This window comes from Paraburkholderia sp. GAS42 (assembly GCF_050436565.1).
Classification (GTDB): domain Bacteria; phylum Pseudomonadota; class Gammaproteobacteria; order Burkholderiales; family Burkholderiaceae; genus Paraburkholderia.
This window is the reverse complement of the sequence record NZ_JBNDML010000028.1, coordinates 44,627-60,235: the sequence shown is the minus strand read 5'-3', so window position 1 is coordinate 60,235 and position 15,609 is coordinate 44,627. Positions and strand designations below refer to the sequence as shown.

At 64.2% G+C, this 15,609-nt stretch carries 13 protein-coding genes; 8 read left to right on the top strand and 5 right to left on the bottom strand.

Annotated elements, in window-relative coordinates; all coding sequences use genetic code 11:
- Positions 1-19 precede the first annotated feature (19 nt).
- From P3T16_RS30630 to P3T16_RS30615, 4 genes are read right to left on the bottom strand one after another with little or no spacing between them, the layout of a single operon-like run.
- Positions 20-1,021, bottom strand: coding sequence for a DUF1839 family protein (locus P3T16_RS30630; protein WP_429345087.1), 1,002 nt, complete (start codon positions 1,019-1,021; stop codon positions 20-22).
- Complete coding sequence (locus tag P3T16_RS30625) at positions 1,018-2,043, bottom strand: amino acid--[acyl-carrier-protein] ligase (RefSeq protein ID WP_429256558.1); 1,026 nt, start codon at positions 2,041-2,043, stop codon at positions 1,018-1,020. The genes P3T16_RS30630 and P3T16_RS30625 overlap by 4 nt, the downstream gene beginning before the upstream one ends.
- A gap of 2 nt (positions 2,044-2,045) precedes the next feature.
- A complete protein-coding gene (locus P3T16_RS30620; RefSeq protein WP_429345086.1) occupies positions 2,046-3,317 on the bottom strand; it encodes an acyl-CoA dehydrogenase family protein in 1,272 nt (423 codons plus the stop codon).
- The gene (locus tag P3T16_RS30615; protein WP_090533874.1) at positions 3,314-3,565 is read right to left on the bottom strand and encodes an acyl carrier protein; all 252 of its coding nucleotides are present in this window, start codon (positions 3,563-3,565) and stop codon (positions 3,314-3,316) included. Before P3T16_RS30615 ends, P3T16_RS30620 begins: the two co-directional genes overlap by 4 nt.
- Before the next feature lie 246 nt (positions 3,566-3,811).
- Between P3T16_RS30615 and P3T16_RS30610 the strand changes: the two genes are divergently transcribed.
- From P3T16_RS30610 to P3T16_RS30580, 7 genes are all read left to right on the top strand, one after another.
- Positions 3,812-4,348 carry a GNAT family N-acetyltransferase gene (locus P3T16_RS30610; protein WP_429256556.1) on the top strand — a complete coding sequence of 179 codons (537 nt, stop codon included), beginning with the start codon at positions 3,812-3,814 and terminating at the stop codon, positions 4,346-4,348.
- Positions 4,345-6,039: a hypothetical protein gene (locus P3T16_RS30605; protein WP_429345085.1), complete on the top strand. Its 1,695-nt coding sequence runs from the start codon at positions 4,345-4,347 to the stop codon at positions 6,037-6,039. The genes P3T16_RS30610 and P3T16_RS30605 overlap by 4 nt, the downstream gene beginning before the upstream one ends.
- Complete coding sequence (locus P3T16_RS30600) at positions 6,036-7,214, top strand: glycosyltransferase family 4 protein (protein ID WP_429345084.1); 1,179 nt, start codon at positions 6,036-6,038, stop codon at positions 7,212-7,214. The genes P3T16_RS30605 and P3T16_RS30600 overlap by 4 nt, the downstream gene beginning before the upstream one ends.
- The gene (locus tag P3T16_RS30595; protein ID WP_429345083.1) at positions 7,211-8,365 is read left to right on the top strand and encodes a glycosyltransferase family 4 protein; all 1,155 of its coding nucleotides are present in this window, start codon (positions 7,211-7,213) and stop codon (positions 8,363-8,365) included. The genes P3T16_RS30600 and P3T16_RS30595 overlap by 4 nt, the downstream gene beginning before the upstream one ends.
- 169 nt (positions 8,366-8,534) lie before the next feature.
- The gene (locus P3T16_RS30590) at positions 8,535-10,040 is read left to right on the top strand and encodes an oligosaccharide flippase family protein (RefSeq protein WP_429256552.1); all 1,506 of its coding nucleotides are present in this window, start codon (positions 8,535-8,537) and stop codon (positions 10,038-10,040) included.
- 128 nt (positions 10,041-10,168) lie between these two features.
- Positions 10,169-12,118 (top strand): alpha/beta fold hydrolase, encoded by a 1,950-nt coding sequence (locus tag P3T16_RS30585; RefSeq protein ID WP_429345082.1) that lies wholly within the window; start codon positions 10,169-10,171, stop codon positions 12,116-12,118.
- The gene (locus P3T16_RS30580; protein WP_429345081.1) at positions 12,115-12,939 is read left to right on the top strand and encodes a class I SAM-dependent methyltransferase; all 825 of its coding nucleotides are present in this window, start codon (positions 12,115-12,117) and stop codon (positions 12,937-12,939) included. The genes P3T16_RS30585 and P3T16_RS30580 overlap by 4 nt, the downstream gene beginning before the upstream one ends.
- Positions 12,940-13,076: 137 nt before the next feature.
- On the opposite strand, the gene P3T16_RS30575 is transcribed toward P3T16_RS30580, so the two are convergent.
- Positions 13,077-13,841 (bottom strand): hypothetical protein, encoded by a 765-nt coding sequence (locus tag P3T16_RS30575; RefSeq protein ID WP_429345080.1) that lies wholly within the window; start codon positions 13,839-13,841, stop codon positions 13,077-13,079.
- Positions 13,842-14,202: 361 nt separating this feature from the next.
- Here P3T16_RS30575 and P3T16_RS30570 point away from each other — a divergent pair, with 361 nt between their 5' ends.
- Positions 14,203-15,531 (top strand): hypothetical protein, encoded by a 1,329-nt coding sequence (locus P3T16_RS30570; protein WP_429345079.1) that lies wholly within the window; start codon positions 14,203-14,205, stop codon positions 15,529-15,531.
- Positions 15,532-15,609 lie beyond the last annotated feature (78 nt).

Below are 15,609 nucleotides of genomic sequence, written 5' to 3'. Positions count from 1 at the left end.
GCGCGTCTGGAAGCGCGTGTCAAGGCGCCAGCGCGGCGAGCGGCGACATCGTACGCTCGTACGCAGCCTCGAGCACGTCGAAGCAGTCCTGGCACAGGTCGTGGCGTTTGCGTGTGACCGCGCGCACGAGCCGGAACTGCATCACCATCGCTTCCGAGGCGATCTGCTGCGCGGCCGCCGGAATCGACGCGGGCACGTCGTAACCCTGCGCCGCCAGCCATAGCAGATACTTCGACAGAAACTCGAAGTTCGCGCCGAGCTGCCGCATCAGGTTGAACGAATACAGGTGAAAGTACGACTCGCCACGCGTGAGCAGGCGCTCGAGATGTTCCGGGAATACTTCGCGCCACATCGAGACCGGATTGCGCATCGGCCGGCGCGCGAGATGCGCGCACAGCAGTTCCGCCGACGCTTCGGCGAGCGCCGCCCCTTCCAGTGCCGGCCGCGCATTCTTCGCGAACTCGACATACGGAAACAGCAGGTCGGGCTGGCCGCAAAACTGCGGCAGCTTGCGGAACACGCCGTCGTAGTCTTCGCCTTCGAGATGGTGATAGCCCGTGTTATGGAAATAGCCCAGTCTGTGCCGGACCGGATCGATAAAGTCGATGCCGATCGTGGTCTTCGGATGGTCGCGCCTGTACGACGTCGCGCGCGTATTCGGCAGGTAGTGGCCATCGACCTCGACGAGCACCGTATGGCCGCGCTGCGTCTGCGCGAACACGCGGTCTTCGAGCGAGTCGTAGATGGCGAGTTCCTGCACCTGCACGCCGTACAGCCGCTCGATATCTTCGAGCGGAAACTTGAAGAACGTGAACTGGTCGCCTTCGAAGTCCTGCGTCACCGTGAATGCGAACGCAGGCCGCGGATCGAGGCCGAGGCCGTGCAGCAGTTCGATCCACAGATCGACGTAGCAGTTCGTTTCCTGCCAGACGCGGTCACCCTGATGCAGCACGTGGGGTTCGTGGTCGCGTCGCGGCATCACGTTGGGATTCGTCCAGGCGGTCATGAGCGGTGGATTCATGTGGCGGCTCCGGCGAGGCCATGTTCGATGCGAGCTTTCGTATCGCCCCACAGCAGTCCGCGCACATCGTCGGGCCATGCGTGAACGTCGAAGCCGTGATGGCGGAAGAGGGCGAGCGTGATGCGTTCCATGCCGAAGCCGACGCAACCCGTATGCGCGACCGAGCCGTCTTCGCAGGCCAGCTTCCAGATGAGGCCGAAGTGGTCCATGTGGTAGTTGAACGAGAGGCACGCCGTCTTGCTGTCGTCCAGCGCGACCGGAATCAGCAGCTCGAACTTGAGCGCCTGCGCGCGCTGGCTGTCGGCGACGATCTTGCCGCCGCGACCGAAGAACGGGTCATTGGCGAGATCGACTTCGACCGGCAGACGCAGCAGATCGATCAGGAGCGAGCCGCGTTCGATCCACATCTGGCGGAATGCCATTACCTGTTCCGGCGAACCGATCCGCACATATTCGCGCTGACGGAACATCTGCATGCGGCCCGGATCGACCGACGGCTCATGACGGAAGCAGTACGACAGCACGTCGACCGTGTGGCCGCTGGCCGGCGCCGGGCCGCGTCGCGCGATGACCGGATAGATCGGATAGCAGGCCGCGGGCGTCAGCGTGAGCCGCGTCGGCTTCTGGTATTTCATCCATTCCTGGCTGCGGTCGTCGTCGCTCTCTTTCATCGCGTCGTCGAGACAGCGCAGGAGGCGAACGTGATCGCCCTCGTTGCCGCAGAACGAGTGGATCGTGCCCGCGAGATTCGGAAAGCTCTTCAGGTACTCGCTGTCCTCGAAGTCGGTGCGGCGCATTGCCGGCGGAAAACGCAGGAATTCCGGGTGCTGGTCGGCGCCCAGGTGCGTGATCGCGTTGTTCAGGCCGTCCACGACGCTTTCGAACACCTGGCTGCGGCCGTACAGGCCGTTTTCGCCGGTATCGATGAGGATGCCGTGAGCGAAGAGCCCCTCCCGAAATGCCGGCGCATCCGTCCGCGTAGCAGCGGCGGCGAGCGCGGCCGCATCGGTCATCGTATTCATGGTCATGCTCTCCCCGGAGTGGCTGGCCGCTGCGCGAGCAGCAGGCTTGCCGTGTTCTGTGCGATACGGTCGTTATTGATCATCAGCGGTGCCGAGTAAAGGTCGCGCAGATGCCGCCCGACGCTGTATTCCGTGCCGTTCTTGTAGCCCGCCATGCCGCAGATCATCAACACTTCGTGAACCACCTTGAGTGCCATGGTCGAAATGCTGGTTTTCAGCGTATTCATGTCGGACGCGAAGCCGAGCATCGCGGCGAGCGGTGCGTCGGCCTGCTCCGTGGCCTGCGACGCACGGCGCGCCACGCGCGCGGCATCGAGCGCGACCGACAGGCGCGACTGCATCATCTGCAGCAGTCCAACTGCTTCGGCGAGACGCGGGCCCGAAGGCGGAACAAAGCCAGGCTTGCCGCGCGCCTGCGCGCGAAAGAAAGCTTTCGCACGGTTTACCGCATCGGCAGCGATGCCGGTCCAGACCGCGGCCCACAGCGTGTGCGATACCGGCAGCATGGTCTGGTCGGCGATTTCGGCGAAGGGCGTCGGCAGGATCTGCGCGGTGAGGCCCGTTGCGACGAGGCGAAAGCCTTCGCTGCACGTGCCGCGCATGCCCATCGAATCCCAGCTGCCGCGCTTTTCCAGCATGATGGTGTCGTTCAGCGCGACGATCAGCACCTGGTCGCTCGCAGGGCTTTCGGCGGTGCGCCGCGCGGTGACGAGAATGCCGTCTGCGTGCGCGCCATATGAAATCGTCGGCGCGAGTTTTTCAATGCGAAAGCGCTCGCCGTCCACTTCGACGGCGCATGCACTGGTGCGCATATTGCCGCCAATCGTTTCTTCGGACGTCGCCGATGCCAGCAGCCATTGCTGTTCGACGATCTGCGCGAGCACGCCGCGCTGCCACGCCGAATCGCTGCCGTGTTCCTCGATGCAGGCCACCTGGATCTGGTGCATCGCGTAGACCATCGCGGTCGACGCGCAGCTCTGCCCGAGGATTTCGCAGATCGTCGCAATATCGGCGAGCGGCAGGCCGGCTCCGCCGAATTCGGTCGAAATCATCGCGGAGAGCAGGCGTTCGGCGCGCAATGCGGCGAAAGCTTCGGTGGGAAAGCGTGCTTCACGGTCGACCGAATCGGCGTGCTGTGCCGCCACCTGAGCGGCGCGGCGGGCCGCGAGACGCCAGCTGGATTCAGTTTCGACGGGGGCAAGCGGGGCCGGCGCAGGCGCCGGCGGATCTGCGCGACCGAGCGCGACGGCATCCTGCGCGAGCGGGGCGTTCATGCTGCCGCCTGCGCCTGTTGAAGCTCACTGACGGCGGCCGCGAGCGAATCGATGCTCGAAAAGAGGCGCCGGGTCAACATCCGGTCCGGAATTTCGATGCCGAATTCATCTTCGATTGCGAGCATCAAATGGACAGTCGCGAGCGAGGAAAGTCCCGCCGCGTAAAGATCGGCATCGTCGGCCAGGGTGTCCGGTGCCACGTCGAGACGTGCCGACTCGGAAAGAATGCGTCGCAGTGCCGTTTTCATGGAATTCAACCCCTTCAGGAATTGTGACATCGCACCAGCATGGTTGTAGGGAGCCCGTCGCCGGTAAATCCAGGCCCATTGCACGGCGCCCTGGACGAACGCGACTGTGCATCGTTGGCGTATTAAACGGACTGCCAAGGTTGAGCGTCAGTGCGATTCCGCACGGAGAAATGCCGGTTGCAGACGTAAGGTAGCGCCATGGCAACGGGTGTTTGCCATTGAGCGAACTGTCTGGGGGAGACCGTGATGAACTGGAAGACGCTGGAGTTCGAGCATCTCACCGCGCGCGAGCTGTATCTGATCCTGCGTGCACGTAGCGCGGTGTTCGTGGTCGAACAGTGGCACGTCCATCTCGATGCGGACGGCCACGACGACGGCGCACTGCACCTCTTCGCCGCCGAAGACATGACCCGCCCGATGCCGATCATGGCGTACGCGCGCATCCAGCCGGGCGATGCCGAGGATCCGGAAGTCGTGATCGACAAGGTGCTGACGAGCCCCGCGCGACGGGGCGACGGCACAGCAGAAGAATTGATCGAGCGTGCCCTGAACGCAATTTCTGAACGCTGGCCCGGCCGGGTCGTGCGTCTGACCGCGCCTGTCGGGCTGCGCGGTTTCTATGAGCAGTTTGGTTTTCGTAAGACAGATGGGCCGTTTCTGGATCACGGCACACCTTTCATCGGCCTGCGGCGCCAGCCGCGCGGCGGCGGTCAGCCGATGTTCAGCTCGCTTCGCCGGGAGCGCAGTGGCCTGTCGGTCGTCAGTACCTTCGAGTTGCTGTGAATTCGAACGCGGGCTTTCCTGACGGTCTGCCTCCGGGTCGCGTCGCCGGCCTGCCGGTTGCTGGCGGCGCGGGCGCTGTCGCGCCCGCCGCGGAGCCGCCCGAAAGGGACCCGGCGGCGTGGGCGCAGCCGGCGCATCCGCATCTGCATCACTACGCGGGGATGCGGCATGCGCCGGTCGCGAGGGCGAAAAAGAAGCGCCATATCGGCCCGGTTTCGGTGCCCGCCGGCATGTTCCTCGTCATGTTCGTGATGTGCTTCATGCACATGGGACGGATGGTCGAACTGTTTTATCCGGCCGCCGCGGTGCTGATCGCGCTGTGGCTGTATCGCGTGCATCCGGCGCACTATCTCGGGTTTACGTGCTGGGTATTTTTTCTATCGGCCGAACTCCGGCGCATAGGCGACTTTTTCGCGGGCGGCTTCAATCCAGTCAGTACGATCATGGTGGCGCCGCTTGCCTGTGCCGCGATATCCGGCCTCGCGCTCATCACCGACATGAAGATTCTCGGCCAGCGCCGCGCGATGCCGCTCGCGCTGGTCCTGTCGGCGCTGCTGTATACGTGGCTCATCGGCGTGACGCGTGCGGGCTTTTCCGCGGCGACGTTCGCGCTTGCCACGGCGATATTTCCTGCGCTGGTCGGCTTTCGTATGGTCGCTACGTGGCGTGAATATCCGGATTATCAGCGTGTGCTGCTGAACACATTCATCTTTGGCGCCATTCTGATGGGTGTTTATGGCATCTACCAGTTCATCTCGCCGCCGCCGTGGGACGTGTTCTGGCACGTCGCATCCGGGATGACATCGGAAGGCGAACCGGTGCCATTTGGATTGCGGATATCGAGCACGATGAATTCGTCCGGTCCGTTCGCCAATACCGCGCTGGTATGCATCCTGATGGCGCTCGCGGGTAAGGGCAAGCTGCGCGTAGCCGCTTCGATCGCGTTGCCGGCGCTGATGTTTACCTCGGTGCGCAGCGCATGGGGCGGTCTTCTGCTTGGCCTGATCTATCCGGTCATGATGCTCGATGGACGCAGCCGGATGCGCCTGATCGCCGGCATCGTTGCCTGTGTGGTGATCTGCCTGCCGGTCACGATGATCGATGAGGTATCGAAGAATTTCGGCTCGCGGCTTGGAACGGTCCAGAACCTTGGCGAAGACAACAGCTACCAGGTGCGCGCCGCGATGTATTCGAGTTTCATGACGCGTGCACTGACCGACATCTCGGGCCAGGGCTTTGGTACGACGGGGACCGCGAGCAAGCTCGCCGACAATGGCTCGGAGGTGATCGCCGTGCTCGATAGCGGTCTGATGGAAGTGCCTTACACGATGGGCTGGCCGGGCACGCTGCTCTACGTTGCCGGCATTGCCACGCTGATCACCCGCGCGTTCGCGGCGAGCCGTGCGCGGCCGCATGACCGCTTCGCTGTGTCGGGTGTCGGTATCGCTGTCGCCATCGTCGCGATGATGATTTTCTCCAACACGCTGGCAGGGATGACAGGCATGTTCTTCTTTATCGGCGTGCTGATGCCGGTCAACGGGCTACGCTATGCACGCGAGGCTGAAGCGGCCGCGCGTCGCGCGGCCGCGAAACGTCGGGCCGACGCGCCCGCGCCACCCCCAGTCGTCGTTCCTCAATACGGACCGCGCACGGTACCGGCCGTTTCAACACGTGACGGAGTCACGTCATGAAAATACTGATCGTGACGCATGTCGTGGGCAATCACGATGGCCAGGGGCGCGTGAACTACGAGATCGTGCGCGCGTTGCTCGCGGCCGGTCATGCGGTGACGGTGCTCGGTTCGCAGATCGACGACACGTTGCGCGCGCATCCATTGTTGCGTTTCGTACCGATCCGTGAGAGCCGGCTTCCGACGCGGTTGCTGAAGTATCAGGTTTTCGCATTGAAGAGCGGTGCATGGATCGCGTCACATCGCACGGAATTCGACCTCATCCACGTGAACGGTTTCATCACGTGGGCGCGCGCGGATGTGAACAGTGTGCATTTCGTGCACGACGGCTGGTATCGGTGCGGTTTCTATCCGTTCAGTCTTCGCCACGGCGCGTACGCGGCCTATCAGGTGGCCTTCACGCGGGTCAACGCATGGTGCGAGAAGCGGGCGTTCCGCGCGGCACGCAGGGTGGTGCCGGTCTCGCAGAAAGTCGCCGCTGAAGTGCAGGCCACCGGTATCGACGCGGGGCGTCTGCATGTGATCCATAACGGTGTCGACGTCGACGAATTCGCGCCGGGAACGTCGGAGCGTGAGCGCTTCAATCTGCCGGCCGCGCCGTTCCTGCTGCTGTTCGCCGGCGATCTGCGGACGTCGCGCAAGAATCTCGACGCCGTGCTGCACGCGCTGGTCTCGACGCCGTCTCACGTGCATCTGGTGGTGGCGGGCGGCTTGCGCAACAGTCCGTATCCAGCGCTCGCGGCCACGCTTGGCGTCACCGGGCGCGTTCATTTCGTCGATTTCGTGCGCGATATGCCTGCGTTGATGCGCTCGGTGAATGCGTTCGTGTTTCCGTCGCGCTATGAGGCGATGAGCCTCGTCGTGCTCGAAGCGCTCGCCAGCGCGTTGCCGGTCGTGACGGTCGCGACTTCCGGCGGCGCCGAAGTGATCGACCCGGCGTGCGGCGTCGTGCTCGACAGTCCCGAAGATATCGAAGGTCTTGCCGCCGCGATCAGCACGATCGCCGCCGATCCGCAGCGCGCGCGCGCGATGGGCGCGGCCGCCCGTGAACTGGCGCGCTCGTTGAGCTGGGAGCAGATGGCCATGCGCTACCTGTCGCTGTATGAGGACCTGCTGAAGGCGCAGCGTGCGGGCGCGGGCGAAGCGGCGCACGATACCGTGTCGGCGGCGTCATGAGCGCGCCGATCGATTCGCTGCAGATCGGCATGCACTGGTTCGGCGAGCGGCCAGGTGGGCTCGATCGCGTCTTCAAGGCGCTGATCGAATCGCTGCCGGCCCAGGGCGTCAATGTGCGTGGCCTCGTCGCGGGCAGCGCCCGTGTGTTCGGCGATTCCGGCGGCCAGGTGCAGGCGTTCGCCGACGCCGAAGACCGCCTGTCGACGCGCATGTGGCAGGCGCGCCGCCATTCGCAGAAGATGAAGCGCGCGCTGCCACCCGATGTCGTGGCGTCGCACTTCGCGCTCTATACGGCGCCGACAGCGGGCGTGTTCGCCCGGATTCCGCGCGTCGTGCATTTTCATGGGCCGTGGGCAGACGAATCCGCCGTGGAAGGGCACAGCAGCGTCTCGCGCATCGTCAGACATGCAATCGAAAAATCGGTCTACCGCAATGCAAGCCGGCATATCGTGCTCTCGCGTGCGTTCGGCGACCTCCTGCGCACCCGCTATGGCGTCCGCGAAGACACGATCCGTATCGTGCCGGGCTGTGTCGACGTCAACCGTTTCAACGTGACGCAGACAAAAGCCGAGGTGCGGGAGGCGCTCGGTCTGCCCGCCGACCGTCCGCTGATTTTCTGCATCCGGCGGCTCGTGTCGCGCATGGGGCTGGAAGAACTCGTCGATGCAATGTTCGTCGTGCGTCAGACGGTGCCCGATGCGCTGCTGGTCATCGCGGGCACCGGCCCGCTCGAACCCGCGCTGCGCGCGACGATCGCGGCGCGCAGACTTGAGAACCACGTGCGTCTGGTCGGTTTCGTCGCCGACGAAACGCTGCCGTTCTGGTATCGCAGTGCCGACGTGACCGTGGTGCCGACGCTCTCGCTCGAAGGCTTTGGTCTGACGACAATCGAGTCGCTCGCGGCCGGCACGCCCGTGCTGGTGACGCCTGTGGGCGGCCTGCCGGAAGCGGTGGCGCCGCTGTCGCAGGAACTGGTGCTGCCGTCCGTCGGCTATCGGGCGATCGCTGCCGGTATCGCCGACGCGCTGCGCGGCAAACGCGTGCTGCCGGACGAGGCGGCCTGCCGCGATTACGCCCGTGCAAGGTTCGACAATGCCGTGGTGGCTGCCCAGGTCGCCCAGGTCTATCGCGAGGCCGTCGGCGAGCGGTAAGCCGCACGACGTGCCGGGATTTGTGTGTGCGCGCACCGAGATCGCAGAGGAACGCTGGTCCAATACGTCAAACGAGGCATTCCGGCTTGCGCGGGCCCGGTCCGCATGGCGACACGCAGCGAACTGACGATCGCCGCATGAACGGTGATGTCGCCAACCTGGGGGCAAGATGGACAGTCGGATCCTGCGCAACGTCGGCTTGAATCTGCTCGGAACCGCGGTCCCGATCGCGATTTCGCTCGTGACGGTGCCGGGTTACCTGATCACGCTTGGCGCAGAACGCTATGGCGTGATGAATCTTGTCTGGACGCTGATCGGCTATTTCGGCGTGCTCGACATGGGCATCAGCCTCGCCACCGAGAACCGCATATCGATCGCCCGCGCGGCAAGAGACCAGTCGCACGAACGCGTCGAGCAGGTGTTCTTCAGCGCGCTCTTCGTCAACTTCATGACCGGCACGGCCGGCGCGCTGCTGCTCTGGGGTATCTCGCTGACGTGGCTGAAAATGTTCGGGCATCTGTCGCCCGCGTTCAGCCATGAGGTCTATACGAGCCTGCCGTGGCTCGCGGTCGCGATTCCGCTCGCGAACGTCACGTGGGTGATGGCCGGTTCGCTGACGGGCGCCGAGCGCTTCGCCGTGTTCAACCTCAACCAGGTGTTCGGCATGGCGACGTTTCAGTGCCTGCCGCTGGCGGCCGCGCACTGGATCTCCCCGACGCTGCCCGTCGTGATCGCGACCGCGGTTGCCACGCGCTTCTTTGGCGCGATCATCTTCGGTGTGTCGACGTGGCGTGTGCTCGGCCTCACGCGCTGGCGACGGCCGCGCTGGCCTGTCATCAAGGAACTGTTCCAGTACGGCAGCTGGATTGTGATCGGCGGCAGCGCGGAGATGTTCGCGGCGAGCATCGATCGCGTGATCATCGGCACGATGCTCGGCGCACGTGCCGTTGCGTATTACTCGACGCCGCAGAATCTGGTGAGCCGCCTGTCGGTTCTGCCGACCGCGGTGATGCGCACGCTTTTTCCCCGTCTTTCTTCTTCGTCGCACGTCGATGCGCATGAACTGGCGCGCCAGGGCATCGCGCTCGTCGTCGGCATCCTGACCCCATGCACGATCGTCGCGATCTGCGCGTTGCAGCCGTTCCTGACGTGGTGGGTCGGCAGCGAAATGGCCAGCGCCGGGACGGCCGCGGGTCACATCATCGCGCTGTCGGTGTGGGTCGGCAGTTCGGCGAGCGTCGTACGCGTGCTGCTGCAGGCGCGTGCCGACCCGGGCCGCGCGGCGCGCATCAGCCTTGTCCAGTTGCCGGTGCTCGCGCTTCTGCTGTGGCTCGGGATCACGACGTTCGGTCTCGTCGGCGCGGCGCTTGCCGTGCTGCTGAAGACGCTCATCGACGGCGCGGTGCTGATCGTGCTGTCGCGCCTCGGCGGTCGTGCGTTGCTGGGCGTGCTCGTGCCGCACGCGCTCTGTCTGTGCCTTGCGATTGCGGTAGCGAGCCTGGTCGACAGCCGTCTGATGCTGGCGGGCGCGGCGATCGTGCTGACCGTGGCGAATCTGGCGTTGTCGCTGGCGCTTTCGGCGGAACTCCGCGAGTTCGTGCGCAAGCTCTCGGAACGCGCGGGCCTCGGCCGGCGGATCGCGCGGCGCGCCGAGCCAGTCGATGCGGAAACGTAAAGCGATGCAGAGCGCGGGTTCCGCGATTGTGTGCATGCGTACGGAAGCGCGGCGGGCCGCCTGCTCTAATGCGCGGGACAGGACTTCACGCGCCTTGTGCGCTGATGCGACGGGGGATTGAACGGGCGATGGAACCGATCATTTTTGGCGAGTGTGCTGGCTGGCTACACGGCGCGGAAAATCCACGTGCAGGGCGCGGCGTCGTGCTGTGCAGCCCGTTCGGCTACGACATTCTCTGCACGCATCGCGGCTGGCGCAAGCTGGCCGAGGGGCTTGCCGCGAGCGGCATGCCGACCTTGCGTTTCGACTATCCCGGCTCGGGCGATTCGGCGGGAATCGAGGAAGATCCAGGCCGCGTGGACGCGTGGCTCGACAGTATCGATGCCGCCATCGATACATTGCGCGCCCGCACGGGCGTCACCGAAGTGGCGCTGTGCGGCTTCCGGCTTGGGGCGCTGCTGGCCGCGCGGGCAGCCGAACGGCGCGGCGGCGTCGATGTGCTGGCGCTGCTCGCGCCGGTGATCTCCGGACGCCAGTACGTGCGCGAACTGCGCGCGCACCGTCAAAGCTGGATGACGACGCCCGCGGGCTTTAGCGCCGATCCGCTGCCGGAAACGAATACTTACGTCGAAGCCTTCGGTTTTGGCGTGCACGGCGACGACGTCGCGCAACTCTCGGCGCTCGACCTGACGAAGGTGGAATCCAGGGTTGCGAAGCGCGTGCTGCTGCTCGATTCGCGCGGCGGCAAACAGGTCGGCAATCTGGTGAGCCGGTACGAAGCACTCGGCAGCGAAGTGGAAACGGGTCCGTTCGACGAATGCGACAGGTTCCAGCTGGAGGCGCTGTACAGCGAAGTGCCGGAGCAGGTGTTCAGCACGGTGACGGAATGGCTGGCGCGCGATATGCCTCTACGCGATGTTGAGACGCCTGTCGAACAGCTGACACAAGGCGCACAGGGCGCACAAGGCGCACAAGGCGAGCTGAAGCTCCCCGCGCAGGGCGCCTGCGAGACACCGGTTTCGTTCGATGTGCCTTACCAGAGCGGTCGATATTTCGGCATCCATTGTGTGCCGGACCGCATCGATCCCGAATTGCCCACAGTACTCTTCTGCAATACCGGTGCAAGCCATCATATTGGCGACGGACGCCTGTTCGTGCTGTTCGCGCGACGCCTGGCCGGGCAGGGCATCGCATCGTTGCGCATGGATCTGGCGGGGCTTGGCGACAGCTCGCCGCTTTCGCCGACGGTCACGCTCGATACGATCTACGCCGATGAATCCGGCATCGATGTCGCGGCGGGCGCGCAGTGGCTCGCCTCGCAGGGTTATCGACGCGTCGTGGTGGTGGGTGTGTGCGGCGGCGCGTTCAACGGACTGCATGGCGCGCGCAGACATCCAGCGATTGTCGGTTGCGTCGGCGTCAATCTGCAGAAGTTCATCTGGGATGGCGAGGATCGCGCGCCCGGCACGCCGGTGTTTGCGCAGAGCCGTCTCTACTGGCGTTCCGCTTTCAGCCTGAAGAAATGGCTCGAAGCGCTGAGAGGCAAGGCGAACCCCGTGCGCGCGGCACGGGCCGTGTCGCAGCGCGCATGGCGTCTCGTGCGTGCGCGGACAGGCGACGCGCTGGCGCGCGTCGGCGGCGAGGATAAGGATCCGATCCGTACGCTTGCGCGCGATCTGGCAGAAAAGGGCGTGCAGGTGCGGCTCGTGTATGGCGAGTTCGATGTCGGCCTCGAAGAGCTCAAGATTCATTTCGGCACGCATGGCAGCGGTCTTAAGCGCTATCCGTCGATTCGCGTGGTGCTGCTGCCGAAACTCGATCACGCGCTTTTCACCGGCGCGGCGCGTGAAGCAGTGATGCGCGACACCGAAACATGGCTTACGCAGGCAATGCGCGAGCCCGCAGTTGCGAAGTGCGACGCGAAGGAAGCGTCGCAAGTGAGGCAGGGCGCGAACTGGCTGCACGCTGGCGTCGCGCTCGATGCAGCTAATCCTGCCGTCGCGGTTACGGAAAGAGACTCCGACCGTCAGGGCGGCACGGCGCTCCAAGGGGCGCATTTTCCAGGAGTCGGATCATGAATCTGGGCAAGGCACTCGATCACGTTAACCAGAGCGCGTGGAATTCGCGCGACGCCAAACGCGAGTTCACGCACAACCCGGGGTGGAGCGATCCGGGCGAACGGGCGGCCGTCGAATGGGTCGCCTCCCGTACCCGTGGCCAGCCGATTCTCGATATCGGCGTCGGTGCGGGACGCACAGTGCCGTTGCTGACGGCGCTGTCAAAAGACTACACGGCCGTCGACTACACGCAGAAGCTCATCGATCTGTGCAAGGAACGCTATCCGGAAATCGATCTGCGCTGGATGGATGCGCGCGACATGTCCGCGTTGCCTTCCAATCACTATGCATTCGTGCAGTTCAGCTGGAACGGTATCGATTGCGTCGACTACGACGACCGGATGCGCATCCTGCAGGAAATGAAGCGTGTGACGCGACCCGGCGGCCTGATTCTGTTCTCGTCGCATAACCGTGGAGGCCCGGGTTATCGTGAGCCGTTCAGCCGCATTCTGCCGGTGTTTTCGTTCAACCCGGTCAAGCTCGGCTGGCGGACGTTTCGTACGTTGCGCCGCATGCCGATAGCGGCTTACAACTATCTGCATAACGCGCGTCTGACGCGCGATTTCGAAGGTTATTCGATCGCGACGGCCGCGGCACACAACTTCGGCATTGTCATCGTGTACACAACGCTCGCGCATGAACGTCGCCAGATCGCGGACCTCGGTCTCGAACTCGAAGCAGTGTTCGGCAGCACCGACTCACAGCGCATTCCGGACGACGCGGCTTCGTCCGACGCGTGGTGGCTGCATTTCGTGGCGAAGAAGCCGGAGCAGGTGGTTTGAGGCTGCGAGGTGGTTTGAAGCGGCTTGACGCGGCTTGAAGCGGTTATGCGCCGCTTCAGGTCGCATTGACTGGTTTGAATAAAAAGGGCAGAACGTCACCGTGCTGCCCTTTTCTGCATTGACGGGCGTGCGCGCCCTTACACCCAGATCCACGGCGCGACGATCGACAGCACGTTACGCAGCAGATATTTCCCACGTCCACCCAGATGGTATCCCGCGCCATCCGCGCCGCGAATGCCCACGAGTTTCGGCGTCTTCCTGAAGCGATACGGCCCTGCAAAGCGGACGCGCGTCAGGTGCTCGCGCATCAGATGTTCGGCGGTCACCGGGCGGCCATCGGGATCGTCGATGAGTTGCGTATAAACGCCCGACAGATACGCGCGATACGACGCCGGCGTCCACGCCATCAGGTAAAGATCCATCCAGCCTTTCTTCGGCACGTCGCGATAGTTGCAATAGAGCGCGGAGCCGTGCGGGCGCGTGTCGATGATGCTGTGCAGGTTCTCGACGATATAGCGGCCGGTGATCTTCCAGATCGGGTCGTCATCGTGTGCCCTGCGGATGAACTGCGACGTCGCCATCGCGTGCTCGACCATCTTGAACTCGCCGTATCCGCGGCCATACGTCGGCGGAAAATCGTTGCCCGCGAAGCTCAGGAACTCGATCGAATCCGTGACGTTGAACCTGCGCGCGATGTCCTTCAGCGTTGTCAGATCCGAGGCGGAGTTCTCGCAGAAAACGATTTTCTCGCCCGGACGCAGCAGGCGTACGTAATGCTCCAGCGCCTGTTCGTAATCGCGAAGGCGCTGCAGCGGATCGGTACGGCTCAGGTTATTGATGTTCTTCAGCGGGGTGATCGTGGCTGTCAACAGCAGGATGTGCTGCTCGATGCGTCGGCTCATGCTGAATCCTTTCCGTGACGGGTCGTCCAGACCCACGGCGGCTCGGGCGGCAATGGACGTCGATGTGGCGCCCATTCCAGCTTTGCCAGTCTGCATTGACTCTAACGCGAAGACAGGCCGCTTTCCGTTCGCCAGGCCACGCTGAAACGCCCGCCTGGAACGCCTGATATGCCTGATACGCCTGAAACAGCCGTTTCGCGTGTGCGCAACCCGGGACGCACTTCCGGGCGGCACGCAGGCTTCTCTCCTTCTGTGTGACGTATCGCACGGCGGGCGCGCATTGCCGCCACTACGATGCTTCCATGATGCGTCGCAGACGTTCACGCGACGCCGGACCGGCGTTTGCAAAGGTATCCAAGGGATGAAGCGGACCTGTTCGTGGCTGACTTACCTGCTCGTAGGCGCCTCAATCTCACTGGTATGGGCCGTGACGATGTTGAACCCGGCGCATCTGAACTGGAGCCCGTGGGCCTATTCGGAATGGCTGATCAGCTATGACGCGGGCTTTATCCGGCGCGGCATCAGCGGCTGGCTGATCCGCCTCGTGCGCGGCGATGGCGCCGATGTCGCGACGGTCAATCTCGTCGTCTTTGCCAACTACGCGGCGCTCAGCCTGCTGATGGTGTGGGTCTGGGCCCGCTCGCGCGAACGCAGCCCTGCCGCGCTTGCGCTTGCATTCCTTGTGCCCGGTGGACTCTTCCAGATGGCGATCGGCAACGCGTTCTTCTTTCGCAAGGAGATCGTGTTTCATGTTGCGCTCGGCCTCGACTGCCTGCTGTACAGCGTGATTGCGCGTTCGACTGTCGAGCCACGCAGGCTGCGCGCGGCGTGGGTCTTTGCTGCGTTCTTTCTGGTGCAGGCCGCGGTTTTGCCGCTGCTGCACGAGTCGTATGCGTTCATTTCGTTTCCGGCGGCGTGGCTGCTCGCGCGACGTCTTGCCGCGATGTTCCCCGCACAGCCCGCGCTTGCCCGCGTGGTGAAGGCGGCGATCGCGCTGCAGGTCGTGATGTTCCTGATGTGCGCGGCGTTCAAGGGCAATCCGGATATCGCCAGCCAGATCTGGCACATGCTCGCGCCCTCCGACCGCTCGCTGATTTCTCCCGGCGCGCCGGCCGTGCCCGGTGGCGGCATCTCGGCAATCGGCTGGAGCACGGTCTTCAACCTGTCGGGCGTCGCGTTCCTGTTCATGGGCGGCCAGTTCTGGGTCTGGGGTTTCGCGGGCGTCGGCATCGCCGCGATTCTCGTGCTGGTGACGTTGTGGAACGGGCGCGGTTACGGCCTCGCGCACGAAGAGATGCTGCGCCGGCATATGGCGCAACTCGGTTTTCTCTTCGTCGCGTCGTTGCCGATGTATTTGCTCGGCATCGACTGGGGGCGCTGGCTTTCGTCGGTGTCGATTTCGTATCTGTTGCTGTTTTTCGTCGACGGACCGTCGGCGATCACCGTGCCCAACCTGACGCTTCTCGTGCCGCGCGCGCTGAGAACGCGAATGGCGTTGTCTTTCGACATCAGTCCGCTGGACGTGATGCACAGCATCGTTGCCTCGACGTCGCGGCACCGGAAGGCGCTGTTTCTTCTCGCGCTGTTCTTCTGTCTGACGTTCCGGGCGCCCGAGTGCTGCATGACGCTCGGCAGCCCGTTCTACCGGCTAAAGCCGGTACTGGAACAGATCTTCAAACCGGCCGCGTGACCACGCCGGGCGCAGGCCCGATATGTGGCGCCTCGTACAGAGGCAAGCGAGCCGGTCTGCTTCAATGAGCCTGTGATG

What these genes read in the sequence shown, in the direction of transcription:
- P3T16_RS30630 (WP_429345087.1), bottom strand. Translation starts at nt 1,021, where the DNA reads ATGAATCCACCGCTCATGACCGCCTGGACGAATCCCAACGTGATGCCG.
- P3T16_RS30625 (WP_429256558.1), bottom strand. Translation starts at nt 2,043, where the DNA reads ATGAATACGATGACCGATGCGGCCGCGCTCGCCGCCGCTGCTACGCGG.
- P3T16_RS30620 (WP_429345086.1), bottom strand. Translation starts at nt 3,317, where the DNA reads ATGAACGCCCCGCTCGCGCAGGATGCCGTCGCGCTCGGTCGCGCAGAT.
- P3T16_RS30615 (WP_090533874.1), bottom strand. Translation starts at nt 3,565, where the DNA reads ATGAAAACGGCACTGCGACGCATTCTTTCCGAGTCGGCACGTCTCGAC.
- P3T16_RS30610 (WP_429256556.1), top strand. Translation starts at nt 3,812, where the DNA reads ATGAACTGGAAGACGCTGGAGTTCGAGCATCTCACCGCGCGCGAGCTG.
- P3T16_RS30600 (WP_429345084.1), top strand. Translation starts at nt 6,036, where the DNA reads ATGAAAATACTGATCGTGACGCATGTCGTGGGCAATCACGATGGCCAG.
- P3T16_RS30595 (WP_429345083.1), top strand. Translation starts at nt 7,211, where the DNA reads ATGAGCGCGCCGATCGATTCGCTGCAGATCGGCATGCACTGGTTCGGC.
- P3T16_RS30590 (WP_429256552.1), top strand. Translation starts at nt 8,535, where the DNA reads ATGGACAGTCGGATCCTGCGCAACGTCGGCTTGAATCTGCTCGGAACC.
- P3T16_RS30585 (WP_429345082.1), top strand. Translation starts at nt 10,169, where the DNA reads ATGGAACCGATCATTTTTGGCGAGTGTGCTGGCTGGCTACACGGCGCG.
- P3T16_RS30580 (WP_429345081.1), top strand. Translation starts at nt 12,115, where the DNA reads ATGAATCTGGGCAAGGCACTCGATCACGTTAACCAGAGCGCGTGGAAT.
- P3T16_RS30575 (WP_429345080.1), bottom strand. Translation starts at nt 13,841, where the DNA reads ATGAGCCGACGCATCGAGCAGCACATCCTGCTGTTGACAGCCACGATC.
- P3T16_RS30570 (WP_429345079.1), top strand. Translation starts at nt 14,203, where the DNA reads ATGAAGCGGACCTGTTCGTGGCTGACTTACCTGCTCGTAGGCGCCTCA.